The organism is Streptomyces sp. NPDC030296 (assembly GCF_055572815.1).
The window spans coordinates 742106-757456 of the sequence record NZ_JBVICQ010000002.1; the positions used below are offsets into that span (position 1 = coordinate 742106).

15 protein-coding genes are annotated in these 15351 nt (G+C 71.9%); 10 read left to right on the top strand and 5 right to left on the bottom strand.

The features are described from left to right. Positions 1-74: 74 nt before the first annotated feature. From ACZ4Z3_RS07220 to ACZ4Z3_RS07240, 5 genes are all read left to right on the top strand, one after another. The gene (locus tag ACZ4Z3_RS07220) at positions 75-1310 is read left to right on the top strand and encodes a cytochrome P450 (RefSeq protein WP_468500068.1); all 1236 of its coding nucleotides are present in this window, start codon (positions 75-77) and stop codon (positions 1308-1310) included. A 301-nt stretch (positions 1311-1611) separates the two neighbouring features. Continuing rightward, the gene (locus ACZ4Z3_RS07225; protein ID WP_468500069.1) at positions 1612-2073 is read left to right on the top strand and encodes a hypothetical protein; all 462 of its coding nucleotides are present in this window, start codon (positions 1612-1614) and stop codon (positions 2071-2073) included. Between the two features lie 251 nt (positions 2074-2324). Continuing rightward, positions 2325-2960 (top strand): hypothetical protein, encoded by a 636-nt coding sequence (locus ACZ4Z3_RS07230; RefSeq protein WP_468500070.1) that lies wholly within the window; start codon positions 2325-2327, stop codon positions 2958-2960. Between the two features lie 31 nt (positions 2961-2991). Continuing rightward, complete coding sequence (locus ACZ4Z3_RS07235) at positions 2992-3903, top strand: glycine betaine ABC transporter substrate-binding protein (protein WP_468500071.1); 912 nt, start codon at positions 2992-2994, stop codon at positions 3901-3903. Positions 3904-3970: 67 nt separating this feature from the next. Continuing rightward, the gene (locus tag ACZ4Z3_RS07240) at positions 3971-4336 is read left to right on the top strand and encodes a hypothetical protein (RefSeq protein ID WP_468500072.1); all 366 of its coding nucleotides are present in this window, start codon (positions 3971-3973) and stop codon (positions 4334-4336) included. Between the two features lie 3 nt (positions 4337-4339). Here the strand turns inward: ACZ4Z3_RS07240 and ACZ4Z3_RS07245 are convergent, their stop codons facing one another. After that, the gene (locus ACZ4Z3_RS07245; RefSeq protein ID WP_468500073.1) at positions 4340-6373 is read right to left on the bottom strand and encodes a bifunctional glycosyltransferase 87/phosphatase PAP2 family protein; all 2034 of its coding nucleotides are present in this window, start codon (positions 6371-6373) and stop codon (positions 4340-4342) included. 264 nt (positions 6374-6637) lie between these two features. On the opposite strand from ACZ4Z3_RS07245, the gene ACZ4Z3_RS07250 reads away from it, so the two are divergent. Beyond that, on the top strand, positions 6638-7903 hold the full coding sequence (locus ACZ4Z3_RS07250; RefSeq protein ID WP_468500074.1) for a DUF2330 domain-containing protein: 1266 nt from the start codon (positions 6638-6640) through the stop codon (positions 7901-7903). 152 nt (positions 7904-8055) lie between these two features. Continuing rightward, the gene (locus tag ACZ4Z3_RS07255; RefSeq protein ID WP_468500075.1) at positions 8056-8727 is read left to right on the top strand and encodes an O-methyltransferase; all 672 of its coding nucleotides are present in this window, start codon (positions 8056-8058) and stop codon (positions 8725-8727) included. A 93-nt stretch (positions 8728-8820) separates the two neighbouring features. Here the strand turns inward: ACZ4Z3_RS07255 and ACZ4Z3_RS07260 are convergent, their stop codons facing one another. Next, complete coding sequence (locus ACZ4Z3_RS07260) at positions 8821-9216, bottom strand: hypothetical protein (protein ID WP_468500076.1); 396 nt, start codon at positions 9214-9216, stop codon at positions 8821-8823. Positions 9217-9334: 118 nt separating this feature from the next. On the opposite strand from ACZ4Z3_RS07260, the gene ACZ4Z3_RS07265 reads away from it, so the two are divergent. Next, on the top strand, positions 9335-9739 hold the full coding sequence (locus tag ACZ4Z3_RS07265) for a DnaJ family domain-containing protein (RefSeq protein WP_468500077.1): 405 nt from the start codon (positions 9335-9337) through the stop codon (positions 9737-9739). A 91-nt stretch (positions 9740-9830) separates the two neighbouring features. Here the strand turns inward: ACZ4Z3_RS07265 and ACZ4Z3_RS07270 are convergent, their stop codons facing one another. Both ACZ4Z3_RS07270 and ACZ4Z3_RS07275 read right to left on the bottom strand, forming a co-directional pair. Further along, positions 9831-10361, bottom strand: a complete 531-nt coding sequence (locus ACZ4Z3_RS07270; RefSeq protein WP_468500078.1) for a hypothetical protein — start codon at positions 10359-10361, stop codon at positions 9831-9833. 5 nt (positions 10362-10366) lie between these two features. After that, complete coding sequence (locus ACZ4Z3_RS07275) at positions 10367-11089, bottom strand: hypothetical protein (RefSeq protein WP_468500079.1); 723 nt, start codon at positions 11087-11089, stop codon at positions 10367-10369. A gap of 252 nt (positions 11090-11341) precedes the next feature. On the opposite strand from ACZ4Z3_RS07275, the gene ACZ4Z3_RS07280 reads away from it, so the two are divergent. Then, entirely contained in the window at positions 11342-11872 is a 531-nt protein-coding gene (locus tag ACZ4Z3_RS07280) for a GNAT family N-acetyltransferase (protein ID WP_468500080.1), read from the top strand. On the opposite strand, the gene ACZ4Z3_RS07285 is transcribed toward ACZ4Z3_RS07280, so the two are convergent. Next, complete coding sequence (locus tag ACZ4Z3_RS07285) at positions 11829-14084, bottom strand: MDR family MFS transporter (RefSeq protein WP_468500081.1); 2256 nt, start codon at positions 14082-14084, stop codon at positions 11829-11831. The genes ACZ4Z3_RS07280 and ACZ4Z3_RS07285 overlap by 44 nt on opposite strands. Before the next feature lie 199 nt (positions 14085-14283). Between ACZ4Z3_RS07285 and ACZ4Z3_RS07290 the strand changes: the two genes are divergently transcribed. Next, on the top strand, positions 14284-15348 hold the full coding sequence (locus ACZ4Z3_RS07290; protein ID WP_468500082.1) for a peptidoglycan-binding domain-containing protein: 1065 nt from the start codon (positions 14284-14286) through the stop codon (positions 15346-15348). Positions 15349-15351 lie beyond the last annotated feature (3 nt).

Consider the following 15351-nt stretch of genomic DNA (forward strand, 5'->3'; position numbering starts at 1 on the left):
TCACGGCGACCCGGATAACTGATGGACCGTCAGAGGCGGTCCGTCGGAGACCGTCTGAGCGACGGGAGTCGACCATGCCCTGTCCAGCGCTGCCCGACGGGTTCGACCTCACCGACCCGGATCTGCTCCACCACCGTGTGCCCCTCCCCGAGTTCGCCGAGCTGCGCCGCACGGAACCGGTCCACTGGGTCCCGCAGGCACCGGGCCTCGCGGGCTTCGGCGACGAGGGCTACTGGGCCGTGACCCGGCACGCGGACGTCAAGTACGTCTCCACGCACCCCGAGCTGTACTCGTCGTTCCTCAACACGGCGATCATCCGGTTCAACGAGCACATCGAGCGGGACGCCATCGACGCGCAGCGGTTGATCCTGCTGAACATGGACCCGCCGGAGCACACCCGGGTACGGCAGATCGTCCAGCGGGTCTTCACCCCTCGGGCGATCCGCGCCCTGGAGGACAACCTGCGCGAGAGGGCCCACGCCATCGCGCGCGAGGCGCTCGCCCAGCCCGGTCCCTTCGACTTCGTCACCCAGGTCGCCTGCGAACTGCCCCTGCAGGCCATAGCGGAGCTGATCGGCATCCCGCAGGACGACCGGGCGAAGATCTTCGAGTGGTCGAACCGGATGATCTCGTACGACGACCCGGAGTACGCCATCACCGAGGAGGTCGGCCAGGAGTCGGCCACCGAACTCATCGCGTACGCCATGAACATGGCCGCGGACCGCAAGCAGTGCCCGGCGAAGGACATCGTGAGCACGCTGGTCGCCGCCGAGGACGAGGGGAGCCTCGCCTCGGACGAGTTCGGGTTCTTCGTGCTGATGCTGGCGGTCGCGGGCAACGAGACCACCCGCAACGCGATCACCCACGGGATGCACGCCTTCCTCACCCACCCCGACCAGTGGGACCTGTTCAAGCGGGAGCGCCCGGCGACGGCCGCCGAGGAGATCGTCCGCTGGGCCACCCCCGTCAACTCCTTCCAGCGGACCGCCACGCAGGACACCGAACTCGGCGGCATGCGGATCAGGAAGGGCGACCGCGTCGGCCTCTTCTACGCCTCCGCCAACCACGACCCCGAGGTGTTCGAGAACCCCGACACCTTCGACATCACCCGCGACCCGAACCCCCATCTGGGCTTCGGTGGCGGCGGCCCGCACTTCTGCCTCGGCAAGTCCCTGGCGGTGCTGGAGATCGACCTCATCTTCCACGCGGTCGCCGACGCCCTGCCGAACCTGCGGCTCGTCGGCGACCCGGACCGGCTGCGCTCGGCCTGGATCAACGGGGTCAAACACCTTCAGGTCAGCGCGGGCTGACGCCCCCGCTCCCGACTCGGGCCGACGGCCTCCCGGCGCCGTCGGCCCGTCCCCGTGCCCGCGCGTCCCAACGGCATCCCAGAGGCTCCCCGTTCACGCAGGTCAGCGGGGGTGGGACGGTCCCACCGTCCCGGCGCGGCGACCGCTGTTGCCGGGGGCTCCCGGCTGCCTGAACCTGTGGACGTCGCCGCCGACGTCGGAGCAACACGGACGACGGCGCGCCTCATTCACCGGGATCCCGGCCCGTCCAGCACGGCCCCGGCTCCCACCCGTTCATGTGTCACACACCGAAGGAACCCTCGTGAACAAGTCCCGCATGGGCCGCGCGATCGCGGCCTCGGCCGTGCTGATCGGCAGCGGCGCCATCGTCTTCGTCCCCGCGTCGGCGGCCTCGGCCACCGAGGACGACTGCGACGGCATCGCCGTCATCGGCCGCTTCCGGGCCGTCGAGTCCGGTGCCTCGTTCGACTTCCGGGGCCGCCGCGTCGAGCTGCAGAACGAGTCGGCGCTCGACCGCTACAGCCGCGCGGAGATCAAGTCCGGCCGCAGGGCCGGCGACCGGCTGTGGGTCGACCGCAGCTTCCGCTCGTTCCCCGACTTCAAGGGCATCGTCAGCGACCAGGACGCCAAGCGCGACGGCTGGAAGATGTGCGGCCCCTACACCGGCAGCCGCACCCAGTCCGTCTACAACTCCAACTACGCCGCCCGCGCCTGCGGGGAGTTCGACGGCATCACCAAGTGCGGCAAGTGGTGGGTGGACTGACCCACCCCCACGACGGGGCACCCCACCGGCACCCCACCCCGTGACCGCACCCCACAAGGCCGCCCCCCCGTCCCCCGAGGACGGGCGGCGGCCTTGTCGCGTACCGGGGCTCGCTGCCGACCACGATTCCTTCCCCGAACTGTGAACCGCCTCCGATACCTTTCTGACCGGACTCTGAGGGAAGACTGGAAGCATGCTGCGCAGTCGGCGGACATCCCCCAAAACTCCGCCCCCTCCTCATGGAGCAATCAATGGCATTCGCGCACCGCGGAAACGGTTCGACTCGGCGTTTCCGCACCGCCGGGACCCTCGCAGCTCTGACCATGGGTGCCTCCCTGCTCGCGGCCCCCCAGGCATTCGCCGCCGGCCCCACCCAGGCCGAACTCCTCAAGGCGTGCGACTGGGCCAGCCTCTGCAACTTCCACCCGCAGAGCTACTGGGGCTACACCGGCCCGAAGCACCAGGTGGGAAGCACCGCCTACAACTGCGGCACCAACACCAACCAGCACCGCATCGACTGGTCGGACACCACCACCGCCGCCAACACCGTCGGTGTCTCCGTCTCGGCGTCGTACAAGTTCTCGCTGGTCTTCGAGGCCTCCGTCGAGACCAGCTACAGCCACACCTGGGAGAACTCCCACACGGACACCGAGTCCAACACCATCAACATCTCGCCGCGCAGTGTCGGCTGGCTGGAACGCGGCACCTCGAAGCAGCAGGCAAAGGGCTGGTGGGAGATCCAGTTCAGGGACAAGTACTACGACCACCACGTGTGGTACATCTACGACTTCCAGCAGTCCGGATTCAACAAGGACAACCCGAGTTACGGTTACGTCAACTTCAAGGACCGGAAGATGACCTCCGCCGAAATCGGCGCGCACTGCTGAACGGGCCGCACGGCTCGTCGTAGGAATGGTCATGCGTGATGCGAGGAATTCTTCCGTGATATCAAAAATCCACAGAATTCATTCCCCGCTCGGAATTCTCGCCCTCGCGGTCTGCTCGCTCCTGCTGCTCTCCGGCTGCGCCGGCGGGCCGGCCGGCGGCAGCCGCGCCGGCCACGCGGAGCGCGAGCAGGCCGTGATCGGCACCGACGGCTCCGCCGAGAGCCGGGTCGTCGCGGCGATCTACCGCGAACTCCTCACCGCCGCCGGGCAGAAGGTGCGAACCTCGGACACCGCGTACGCGTCCCCCACCCACACCGCCCAGGCCGTGGTCGACGGCGAGATCAGCATCGCGCCCGCCTACGAGAGCACCATGTTGCGTGCCCTGCCGGGCGGCCAGACCATGCCCGGCAACATGGAGGCGACGCTGAGCATGGCGCTGCCTCCCGGGATCGTCGCCCTGCCGGCGGCCGCGGCGCAGCGCGGGCTCGTCGTCGCGGTCACCGAGGCCACCGCCGACCGGTACGGGCTGCGCGGCCTCGACGACCTCGGCGCGGTGAAGGACCGTCTGACCCTCGGCGGCCCCGCTTCCGGCCATCCCGGCGCCCCGTCCGCCGCCTCCGTGAAGAAGGCGTACGGCGTCACCCTCACCCCGGCGGGGACCTCACGGACGGCGGACGTACTGGTGCTGCGCAGCAGCGACCCCGCGCTCGCCCACGGCGGACTGGTCGTCCTCACCGACCCCCAGTCCGTCGTCCCTCCCGAGCATGTCTTCCCGCTCATCAGCGCACCCGCCGTGGACGCCACCGGCAGGGCGGCCCTCGCCCGCGTCAACGATTCCTTGACGACAGGGCACTTGGCGACACTCGCCGCCTCGGTCGAGGCGGGCGAGGCTCCCGGCAAGGCGGCCAGGACCTGGCTGCGTGCCCGGGGCCTGCTGCGCTGATCCCCCGTCACCCTCCTCATTCCCGCTCACTCAGAACTCCCGCTCACTCAGAAATGGTGGTCCCCCCATGCGCAGCCTCAAGCGCAAGGTCGCCGCGGCGGCACTCGTCGCGGGCACCGTCCTCGGCACGCTGGCGATCCCGGGCACGGCCTTCGCCGGCACCAAGAACGTCCAGCTCCGGATCTGCAGCGGCTCGAACGAGACCGTGAAGTTCTACTTCGTCGGCGAGAACCAGTACGGCGACTGGGTCGGCTCCCGATTCTGGGAGATCGCGCCGAAGGGCTGCACCACGGCCGAGGGCTACTGGTGGGTGGCCGGCCGCTCGGTGGAGTTCCACCACCGCAAGCCCAGCACGGGCTGGCGGTGGGAGCCCCGGCTCATCTCCGCCAACGACACCAGGAACGGTGCCACGTACGACCTGTGGATCGGCTGACGGTCAGCCACGGACGGGGTCGCGTGGGCCGCTCGTTGCGGTCCGCGGGGCCCCGTCGTCGGTCTTGCCGTCGTCCTCGTCCGTGACCGGGGCCGCCCGTGGTCCCGTCAGGAGGTGGGTGAGGGCGAAGCCCGCACCGACGACGGCCGCGCCTCCGGCGGCGTCGAGGATCCAGTGGTTGCCGGTGGCGACGATCGCGGCGACGGTGAACGTCGGGTGCAGCAGGCCGAGGGCCTTCATCCACCAGCGGGGCGCGACGATGGCGATGGTGAGCCCGCACCACAGGGACCAGCCGAAGTGCAGCGAGGGCATCGCCGCGTACTGGTTGGCGACCTCGGTGAGGGTGCCGTAGTCGGGCTTGGAGAAGTCCTGGACGCCGTGGATGGTGTCGATGATGCCCAGGCCCGGCATCAGCCGGGGCGGCGCAAGCGGGTACACGAAGAAGCCCACCAGCGCCAGGACCGTGGTGAAGCCGATCGCGGTGCGGGCCCAGCGGTAGTCGGCGGGGCGGCGCCAGTACAGGATGCCGAGGACGGTCAGCGGCACCACGAAGTGGAACGACGTGTAGTAGAAGTCGAAGAAGTCCCGCAGCCAGCCCACCCGCACCACCGCGTGGTTGACCCCGTGCTCGATGTCGAGGAACAGCGCCTTCTCGAGCCCGAGGATCTGCCGGGCGTGCTCCTCGGCGACGGCCCGGCTGCCGGCCGCCTGAAGCCGGGTGCGCTGGTAGGCGGCGTACGTGACACGGATCAGCAGCAGTTCCAGCAGCAGGTTGGGGCGGGTGGCGACCCGGCGCAGCAGCGGCGCCCAGCGGAAGCGGGTCTGCGCCTTCGGCACGTATTCGGTGGGGATCGGGTGTTGGTAGTACTGCGAGGTGCGGGACAAGAACGGCACGACCAGCGCCGAGGCGAGCGCCGCCAGCAGGACGACGTTGTCCCGCGCCGGGTGCAGGACGTCGACGTTCGGCACCATCATCTTCGCGGGCAGCGTCATCACCAGGACGACGGCGACCGGCCACACGTACCGAGCGGAGGCCTTCTTGCCGACCCGGCCGACCGCCGCCAGCAGCACCCACAACAGTTGGTGCTTCCACGACGTCGGCGACACGGCCACCACCACGCACCCGGTGATCGCGACGGCGAGCAACAGCTGCCCGTCGCGGGCGTAGCGGATGGCGCGGCGCATGCCGACCACGGCGACGGCGGCGGCCAGGACGAGGAAGACCGCGATCTCCAGTGGGCCTTCGAGGCCGAGCCGCAGCAGCGCCCCGTGCAGCGACTGGTTGGCGAGGTCGTCCGCCCGGCCGCCGAGGCCCACGCCCGCCAGATGGTGCACCCAGTAGGCGTACGAGTCGTGCGGCATCGCGGCCCAGGCGAGGGCGGTGGCGGCGGCGAAGGTGATGCCGGTGCTCGCGGCGGCCGGGCGGCGGCCGGTGAACCACAGCAGCGGTACGAACAGCAGCACCGCCGGCTGGAAGGCGGCGGCGACTCCTATGCAGACGCCGCTGGCGCGCTCGCCGCGTACCGCGAAGCAGCCGGCGAGGACGAGCAGGACGGGGATGATGCTGGTCTGGCCCAGGTGGAGGGTGTTGCGGACCGGCAGCGACAGCATCAGCAGGGTGACCGCGACGGGCGCCGCCAGCAGGGCCGTTCGACGGGTGACGGGCTGCGGCAGCGCACGGGCGGCGACCAGACCGAGGGCGACGACCAGTAACAGCGTGCCGAACGTCCACCCCCAGCCGAGGGCCTGTTCGGCCGCACGGGTGAGGGGCTTGAGGACGAGTCCGCCGAACGGGGTACCCGTGAACCGCGTCGAGTCGTACAGCGAGCCCGTGACGTGCAGGACGCCGTCGGGTCCGACCCAGGTCTCCAGGTCCGTCAGCCGCTCGCTCCTGGGCGTGTGCAGGACGACCGCGACCTGCCGCACCGCCAGGACCGTCGCGACCAGCCAGAGCACGGCGCGCGCCGTCCCCAGCCGGGCCGCCGCCGCACCCGTGCCGACAGCACCGCCCGGTCCGCGCTGTTCCGCGTTCGCCACGCGCTGTCGTCCCTCCCGTCCCGTTCGCCGTCCCATGGAAAGGCCTCGCACCGCCCTAGTGGTGAGACACCGGCAACTTCGGCTTCACCCGCCGGCCGCCCGTGTTTCGTCCGGAAGACGATAGTGCGCGCGGGGCCGTCGAATGACTCAAGGGCGCGACGGGGATCACGGATGCACATCGCGGCCGGGGTTGTGACCGGCCACGGACAATCACCTGGGAGCATGGGCCCCTGCACGGACGCACGGCGGGAAGGGCGACGAGGGATGGCACGGGGGACGAACGGCTTCGTACGGGGGCGCACGCGCCCGGCACGCGGGACGCGGGGACGATTGCTCGTCCTCGTCCTGGCGCTGCTCGGTTTCCAGTTGGCGTCGCTGGTGGCTCCGGCGTACGCCTGCGGGTGCGGGGCGATGGTGCCGGACGGGCAGCGCAGTGTGTATGTGAACCGTGAGACGTCCGTGGTGCGCTGGGACGGCCGCGAGGAGCAGATCGTTATGCGCCTGACGGTCGCCGGGGACGCCCGGACGGCCGCGTGGATCATGCCGGTGCCCAACCGGGCGACGGTGGAGCTGGGGGACGCGGCCCTCTTCGACCGACTCGCCGAGGAGACGGCGCCCGAGTACCGCGAACGGGAGTACTTCTGGCCGCGGTCGAGCGACTGGCCGTTCGACGCGTTCGAGGACGACGGCTCGGCGGGAGCGGCGCCCGGTGACGGTGCGGTGGACGTCGTCGGCCGGGAGCGGCTCGGCCCGTTCGACGTGGCCCGGCTGACCGCCACGGACTCCGGGGCGCTCGGCGACTGGCTCGACGACAACGGCTTCGCGCTGCCCGACCGCCTGGAGACCGCGCTGGAGCCGTACGTCCGCCAGAAGTGGGAGTACGTGGCGATCAGGCTGGCGCCGGAGGAGGGGACCGGGGACGTCCCGCTCGGGGGCACCCTCGACCCGCTGCACCTCACCTTCGCCAGCGACGCGCCGGTGTACCCGATGCGGCTGTCGAAGCTCGCCACCACCCCGCAGGCCCTCGACCTGTACGTCCTCGCCGGGCACCGGATGGAGCCGGGCTCGGCGATCGGCGGGGAGGAGCCGCAGGTCACCTTCGCGGGCCGGATCGGCGCGCCCGGCGGTCCGCTCGGCGACCTCGCCGCCGGCGCCACGGACTTCCTGACCGCCGTCGAGCAGAACTTCCCTCAGCCGTCGCGGATCTCCGGCGATCACACGCTCCGGCGGGCGGCGGCCGACGACCCCTATCGAAAGGTCATCTACGTGGACGAGATGTGGACCGTGGGCGGCATCCCCGGCTGGCTGTTCACCTTCGGGCTCGGCATCGCCGTGCTCGCGATCAAGGCGGTGGCCGTCGCGATCGTACTCCGCCGCAACGCCCGCAAGCAGCCGCCGCTGCCCCCGATGGCGCCGGGCCCGTGGGTCCCGCCGGGCGGCCCGCACGCCGGGTACCCGCCGCACGGCGCGCCCGTGCCCCCGGCCGCACCCGCCCCGCCCACGGACCACAGGCCCGGTCCGGGCGCCTGAACCGGTCCGGGCGTCTGAACCGGTCCGGACGTCTGAGTCCGAACGACCGAAACACGCACGCGAAACGCCTGACAGCGAAGGGACCTGCGCCTACCATTCGTTAGCGCAACTAGTTAGCCGATCTAACTAGCTATCGGAAAGGGCGCAGGTCCATGAGCAGCTCGCAGACGTGGGACGACGTCGACACCTACTTCACGACCCACCTCTCCCCCGACGACGCGGCCCTGGAGGCCGCTTTGCGCGACAGCGCGGCCAACGAGCTCCCGCACATCAACGTCGCCCCCAACCAGGGCAAGTTGCTCCAGCTCCTCGCCCTCGTCCAGGGCGCCCGCCGCATCCTGGAGATCGGCACGCTAGGCGGCTACAGCACGATCTGGCTGGCCCGCGCGCTCCCCGCCGACGGCAGGCTGATCTCCCTGGAGTACAGCCCCGAGTACGCGGAGGTCGCCTGCCGCAACATCGCGCGCGCCGGGCTGGACCCGCTCGTCGAGGTACGGGTCGGCGCGGCCCTGGACTCGCTGCCCAAGCTGGCCGACGAGAACCCCGAACCGTTCGACCTGGTCTTCATCGACGCCGACAAGGCCAACAACCCGCACTACGTCGAGTGGGCGCTGCGCCTGACCCGTACCGGCAGCCTGATCATCGTCGACAACGTCGTCCGGGGCGGCCGCGTCGCCGACGCCGAGAGCACCGAACCGGACGTCGTCGGCACCCGCGCCGCCATCGAACTCATCGCCACCCACCCGAAGCTGGACGGCACGGCCATCCAGACCGTCGGCACCAAGGGCTACGACGGGTTCGCGCTGGCCCGGGTCGTGGACTGAGCGAACCGAGTGGGCCGAGTGGGCCGAGCGGACCGAGCGGACTGACCCGAGGACGGCGGGGCCGGGGCCCGGACGCCGTCCTCGGGGACGGTCTCAGAGCTCGTGGTAGAAGCCCACGTTGACGCTGCGCGGGCCCGTGCGGTCGACGATGACGAGCTCGCCGGAGCCGTTGTGCGGGAGCTTCGCGGTGCCGCCGTACGGCAGCGGCTGCGGCGGGTGGCCCTGGAGGACCAGGCGCACCTCGGAGGAGGGCTCGGCGTGCGTACCGCGCAGCCAGGTCACCTGCCAGGCGCCGTCGGGGCCGCAGAGGAACTCCAGGTGCACACGGGAGACGAACAGCCAGTCGTCCGGGGTCGCGAGACGGCACACCGCCCGGTCCCGGCCCACCCGGAGCACGGCGCCCGGCTCGCTGGGCGCGTCGGCCATCTGCATGCCGGCCGTCGCCCCGGCGTCCGCCTCGGACACCGAGGCCATGGTGAGTTCGAGCACGTACCGCTCCTAACGGGTCAAACTCCGATTGTCGCTGGACACGGCGCGCTCGACGCACCGCCGCCGCATGATAAATCGCCGGATCGTCCGCTTGTGCGGGGTCCGGCACAATGGAGGCATGACCGAGCGAAAGCCACCGGGTGTCAGCTTCGAGTCCTTCGTCGACAAACAGATCCGCGACGCGGAGGCGCGCGGCGATTTCTCCCACCTCCCCGGAGCGGGGCGACCGCTCGACGGGGACGACACGACGTACGACGAACTGTGGTGGATCAGGCGGAAGATGGCCCGTGAGGGGCTGTCGGTGCTGCCGCCCGCGCTGGAGTTGCGCAAGGAGGCGGAGGACGCCCTGGCCGCCGCGGCACGGGCCCCGTCCGAGCGGGCCGTACGGAAGGTCATCACCGAGGTGAACGCGAAGATCCGCGCCATGATGTTCCGCCCGCCGCCGGGACCGCCGCTGGGCCTGAAGCCGTACGACGTCGAGGCGATCGTCGAGGAATGGCGGGCCGCCCGACGGAACCGCTGACGTCATCGGCCGCGCCCCCGGTCGTGCCCGCGCACGCGGGAGGCCGCGTCCCCGGGCACGACCGGGGGCGCGGCCTCGTTCAGGGGCGCCGCTACAGGCGGAGCAGTCGTTCGGTCAGTTCGCGGTAGTCGCGCAGGGCCAGCCTCAGTTGCTCCGTGTCGGAGGAGGAGGCGCGCTCCTCGCCGGCCGTCTGCCAGCTGGCGCGCAGTGTGCGGCGCCGCTGGTTGATCGCGTCGGTGAAGCGGGAGGCCGCCTCCTCCAGGACGTGGTCGGCCTCCTCCACGGCGGTCCGGGGCCCGTCGACGAAGCCGCCGACCGCGTGCTGCAACCGCAGACTGAGCTTGTCGGTCTCCTCGTGCGGCAGCAGATGCCCGCCGTCCCGGGAGCCGGTGGCACTCATGGTGTCGGTGGGGCCGGTGGTGTGGTTGGAACCAGTGGCACCCATGGTGTCATTGGGGCCCGTGGTGTGATCGGGGTCCACGGTGGGCTTGGTGGTGCCCTTGGTGATGCCGGAGCCGCTGGTTCCGGTGGCGGCCGTGGTGTAGGCGCTGCCGGTGGCGGCGGGGCGCTGCTCGCGCGGCCCTCGGGTGGTGCCGTCACCTGTCGTCGTGTTCTCGGTCATCCCCCTCAACTCCCCTTCGCATGACGCCTGGTCAGGCCCCACGGCAGATGGTGTCGGCCGTCGGAGCGAGCGGCGGCGGTGGTCGTGTGGCGGCGGTCGGCCGCCGTGCGGTCGGTTTCCGTCCCTGCGGCACGGTCGGCCCGCGTGTCGCGGCGACCGGGTGCCACCAGTTCCTCGAACAGGGCGCGGCCCTCGACCATGGCCTCGCGCAGTTCCTCGGTGCCGGCGCCCGAACGCCCGTCGGCGGTGGCGGTGTCCGGGGAACCGCCCTGCGCCGCGCGGTGCAGTCGGCGGTAGCCGTGGACATGGTGGGCGTGGTGGACGGAGAGCGCCTCCAGCTGGGTCTCGTAGCGGCCACCATCGGGGAAGCCGCGCGCACCGGCCAGGTCGGCGATCAGCCGGTCCGCCTCGACGACCGCCTCGCGCGGCGAGTCGACGAAGCGTTCCTGGGCGGCGGCCCAGCGGGCCTCGTACCGTTCGCGCTCCGCGCTCGTCAGCGGCCGGCGCTCCAGGGAGCCGTGCCGCTTCACGCGTTCGGCGAGTTCACGGGCCGCGGCCCGCTCGTCGCCGTCATGGCGGGCCACGGTCCGGTCGTACTCGGGTCCGAAACGCCGCTTCAGCGATCCGCCGCCGTTCGAGGCGCCGCGGGCGCGCAGGGTCAGGACGGCCGCGAGAACGACCACGACCGCCACGATCACGATCAAAGCGATGATCACGCCTGTGGACATGAGTGCCTTCCAGGTTCGTCGGCCCAGGGCTTCTCGGCTCGGCGGGCCGTCTCTCGCACCGGGTTGCCCGAAGCGTTTCGTTCAAACGGCGACGACGGGCTGACGGAAGGGGCGACGGCGCCCGACGCGGCGCCGAGGTGGCTGAAGTGGCGCCGGGCAGACCGCCGTTGACCACGGGCCGGCCTGACGTCCACCCCCGGCCCCGCGAAACCCCCTCGCGTGCGCCTCCCCCTGTCGCCGACAATCCCCGCCATGACCTCCACGACGACCGCCTGGTCCATAGCCCCCGAACCGTTCGACTCGCCCGTCGCGGCCGCGCTCTGGCGGGCGTACTACACCGAGGTCAGCGACCGCTGGTACCTGCTGCACGAGGGCCGCGCCACCGACCCCGACGAGTTGGAGCGGGAGATCGCGGCGAACACCGGGGACCGGCTCGCGCCGCCGGACGGGGTACTGCTGGTGGCGCGGTACGCCGGCGAACCGGTCGGCACGGCGGGCGTACGGATGACGGACGCGGCCACGGCGGAACTCAAGCGGGTCTTCCTCCGTACGGACGCCCGCGGCAAGGGCGGCGCCGCGCTGCTCGTGGCGGCGGCCGAGGAGCAGGCCCGGCGCCTCGGCGCGGAGCGGATCGTGCTCGACACCCGCGCCGACCTCGTCGAGGCCCGCGCGCTGTACGCACGGCTCGGCTACGAGGAGGGCGAGCCGCACAACGACGACCCGTACGCGGACCACTGGTTCACGAAGAGACTGGCGCGGCCGGCGGCTGCGACGAGCGGGTGACCGGCCGGTCGTCGTGCGGGCGCTCGGCGTCCGAGCCGCACATCTCGTCGGTGAGCTCCTCGACCAGACGGACCAGATCGGTCGGCCGGTCGGGCCCCCACCAGTCGCCCAGCAGCGCCGCCAGGGACTCCTCACGGGCCTTGGCGAGCCGGTCGGCGGCCGCGCGCCCGGTGCCGGTCAGCACGAGGTCGAGCCCCTCACGGCGGGCCAGCCGGCGCTCCTCGACCTGCCGCGACGCGGCCATGATCACATCCAGCGGTACGGTGCTGCGCTCGGCGAGCACGGCGGGGTCGACCCAGCCGTACCTGCGGATCCGCAGCAGCAGCCAGCTCGCGGCGGGCAGCAGGTCGTAACCGGCCCGCGCGGTGATCGTCCGGTAGATCTCCCGCCGACCCTCCCGCGACCCGAGCAGGGACAGCGCCCGGCACACCTCGTCGTACGACGACCGCTCGACGGGGTTGCTGGCGAAGGTCTCCGTGCCGTCGGGGGCCGTCACCGAGGCGCGCAGCCGGTCCTCGCGCAGGAACCAGGCGAGGACGAAGCCGAGGAGGGCGACGGGGGCCGCGTAGACGAAGACGTCGGTGATGGCCTCGGCGTAGGCGTCGAGGGCGGCGGGACGCAGCGAGGACGGCAGCTCGGCGATCTCGCGCGGGTCCGCCTTCAGCCCGTCCACACCGACGCCGGCCGGGAGCCGGGCACCGTCCAGGGCGCTCGCCAGCTTGTCCCCGAGGTGCCCCGCGAAGACCGTGCCGAAGACGGCCACCCCGAACGCGGCGCCGATGGACCGGAAGAAGGTCGCGCCGGAGGTGGCGACGCCCAGGTCCTCGTACGGGACGGCGTTCTGCACGATCAGCACGAGCACCTGCATGACGAGGCCGAGCCCGAGCCCGAAGACGAAGAGGTAGGCGCTCATCTCGCCGTCGCCGCTGCGCGCGTCCAACTGGTGCAGGAGCAGCAGGCCGAGCGTCGTCACCGCGGTTCCGGCGACGGGGAACACCTTCCAGCGGCCCGTACGGCTGACGATCTGCCCGGACACCGTCGACGACAGCAGCAGACCGAACACCATCGGCAGCATGTGCACACCGGACATGGTCGGCGACACACCGCGCACGACCTGGAGGAACGTCGGCAGGAAGGTCATCGCCCCGAACATCGCGAAGCCGATGATGAAACTGATCACGGCGGAGAGGGTGAAGGTGCGGACCCGGAAGAGTCTCAGGGGCAGCACGGGTTCGGCCGCCCGCCGCTCCACGGCCACGAAGACCACGGTGAGCGCCACGCCCAGCACGGCGAGCCCGATGATCTGCGGCGAGCCCCAGTCCCAGGTCGTACCGCCGAGGGAGGCGACGAGGACCAGGCAGGTGGCGACGGAGGCGATGAGGAAGGTGCCGAGGTAGTCGATGACGTGCCGCTCGGCCTTGCGGGGGACGTGCAGGACGGCGGCGATGACGATCAGCGCGACCGCGCCGACCGGCAGATTGACGTAGAACACCCAACGCCAGCTCAGATGCTCGGTGAACAGCCCGCCGAGCAGCGGCCCGAGCACACTGGTGGCGCCGAACACGGCCCCGAACAACCCCTGGTAGCGCCCCCGTTCACGCGGCGGGACGAGATCCCCGACGATCGCCATCGACAGGACCATCAACCCGCCGCCGCCCAGGCCCTGGAGCGCCCGGAACCCGATCAACTGGGGCATGTCCTGCGCCATTCCGCACAGCGCCGACCCCACGAGGAAGATCCCGATCGCCGTCTGGAACAGCCGCTTGCGGCCGTACTGGTCCCCGAGCTTCCCCCACAGCGGTGTCGCCGCCGTCGCGGCCAGCAAGTACGCGGTCACGACCCACGACAGATGGTCCAGCCCGCCGAGATCGCTCACGATCGTCGGCAGCGCCGTCGACACGATCGTCTGGTCCAGCGCGGCCAGCAGCATCCCGAGCAGCAGGGCCCCGATGGACACCATGACCCCACCGGGCACGTGCTCGCCGGCCCCCACGGCACGACGCCGAGCACCGGCCGGGGAACCGGGGTCGGGGGCGCCGGGAGAACCGGAGCCGGGGGTGCCCGGAGAGCCGGACCCGGAGGTGCCCGCAGAGCCCGTGCCCGCGGTGGCCGCGTCGGCCGGGAGGCCGCCACCCGCCGCGCTCCCCGCCGGCTCACCCGCCCCGCGCCCCGCCGTGCGGCCGCCGTCGTCGTGCGCGGTGTCGTCGGTCATGCGGGCCTCCCGAGGGCCTCCGAGGGCCTCGTACGGCGTCCCCGGTCTCCTCATTCCTGCGGTGTTCCTTCCATCGTGGGCGGTGTGACCGGTTATGGCCTGTCGAACCACTGCGGCGCATGTCACTCCTGTGACGATCAGGAGGTTGTGTGACGACGGTTTGCATAAACTCGGGAGTCTTCACGGGGAGGGACCACACGTGAGTGAACCGAACAGCCACATATGCCCGGAGTGCTTCGCTCCCCGGGCCATGGACGGGACCCCGTCCTGCGGCTGCGGCCGCCGCGCCGCCGAGGCACTCCTGGAAACCCGCACGGCCGAGGCCGCGGCCGCCGAGGACTTCGACCCGCTGCGCATCCGCCCGTACGTGGAACTGGGCGACGCCGGGGACCACGACGGGTACCCGGACGGCACCGGCCCCCTCACGGACCCGGGGCACGCACGCGGCCCCGGACACGGCGAGCCCGCCGAGGCGGCGACGATGCGGCTGGCGGCCTTCCGGGCCCCGCGCGCGACCACACCGGCCGACGACCGCACCCGGTCGCTCACGGTTCCGCCGCCCGCTTCCTCCGCCGGGCACCCGCACACCCGCTCCACGACGCCCGCACGCTCCCGCTCCGCGGGCCGTCGCCGCCGTACGGGGCTGGTCGTCGCGCTCGGGGGCACGGCGGCGGCCGGGGTGATGGCGGCGGCCGGCTTCATGAGCGGCCTCTTCTCCTACGAGGCACCCGAGCGGAACGGGGCACTCCCGGACGACGTGCGGGCGAGCGCGCCGGACACCACGGTGGACGGCGACAAGACGCCGGTGCAGACACCCGAGGAGGCCGCCGGCGGCGGGGCGCCCGCACCGGCACCGCCGGGTGGCGCCGGACGGGCGAAGCCGTCCGGGAGCCCGTCTCCCTCCGCCTCGAAGTCGTCCGCGTCACCGTCGGCGTCCCCGTCGCCCAGCCCCAGCGAGGCGTCGCCCAGCGCCCGGGCCTCCGACAAGTCGACGGCCGACGAGGCGAACAAGAAGGGGGACAGCCGGCTGGAGGCCCCGAAGACGCTCCGCCTCGGCGACGACGACCCCGAGGTCACCGAACTCCAGCTCCGGCTACGCCAGTTGGGCCTCTACAACGGCGACATCGACCAGATCTTCGACCGCCAGGTCGAACAGGCCGTCATCGACTACCAGACCACCCGGGCCGTCTCGAAGGACGACGAGCCCGGCGTCTACGGCCTGGCCACCCGAGCCCGCCTGGAATCGGAAACCGAGGAACCCTGACGC

Excerpts from the sequence above, each read along its gene's own strand:
- ACZ4Z3_RS07240 (WP_468500072.1), top strand. The coding sequence starts at position 3,971 with ATGCGCAGCCTCAAGCGCAAGGTCGCCGCGGCGGCACTCGTCGCGGGC.
- ACZ4Z3_RS07250 (WP_468500074.1), top strand. The coding sequence starts at position 6,638 with ATGGCACGGGGGACGAACGGCTTCGTACGGGGGCGCACGCGCCCGGCA.
- ACZ4Z3_RS07220 (WP_468500068.1), top strand. The coding sequence starts at position 75 with ATGCCCTGTCCAGCGCTGCCCGACGGGTTCGACCTCACCGACCCGGAT.
- ACZ4Z3_RS07255 (WP_468500075.1), top strand. The coding sequence starts at position 8,056 with ATGAGCAGCTCGCAGACGTGGGACGACGTCGACACCTACTTCACGACC.
- ACZ4Z3_RS07235 (WP_468500071.1), top strand. The coding sequence starts at position 2,992 with ATGCGTGATGCGAGGAATTCTTCCGTGATATCAAAAATCCACAGAATT.
- ACZ4Z3_RS07270 (WP_468500078.1), bottom strand. The coding sequence starts at position 10,361 with ATGACCGAGAACACGACGACAGGTGACGGCACCACCCGAGGGCCGCGC.
- ACZ4Z3_RS07265 (WP_468500077.1), top strand. The coding sequence starts at position 9,335 with ATGACCGAGCGAAAGCCACCGGGTGTCAGCTTCGAGTCCTTCGTCGAC.
- ACZ4Z3_RS07280 (WP_468500080.1), top strand. The coding sequence starts at position 11,342 with ATGACCTCCACGACGACCGCCTGGTCCATAGCCCCCGAACCGTTCGAC.
- ACZ4Z3_RS07230 (WP_468500070.1), top strand. The coding sequence starts at position 2,325 with ATGGCATTCGCGCACCGCGGAAACGGTTCGACTCGGCGTTTCCGCACC.
- ACZ4Z3_RS07285 (WP_468500081.1), bottom strand. The coding sequence starts at position 14,084 with ATGACCGACGACACCGCGCACGACGACGGCGGCCGCACGGCGGGGCGC.
- ACZ4Z3_RS07275 (WP_468500079.1), bottom strand. The coding sequence starts at position 11,089 with ATGTCCACAGGCGTGATCATCGCTTTGATCGTGATCGTGGCGGTCGTG.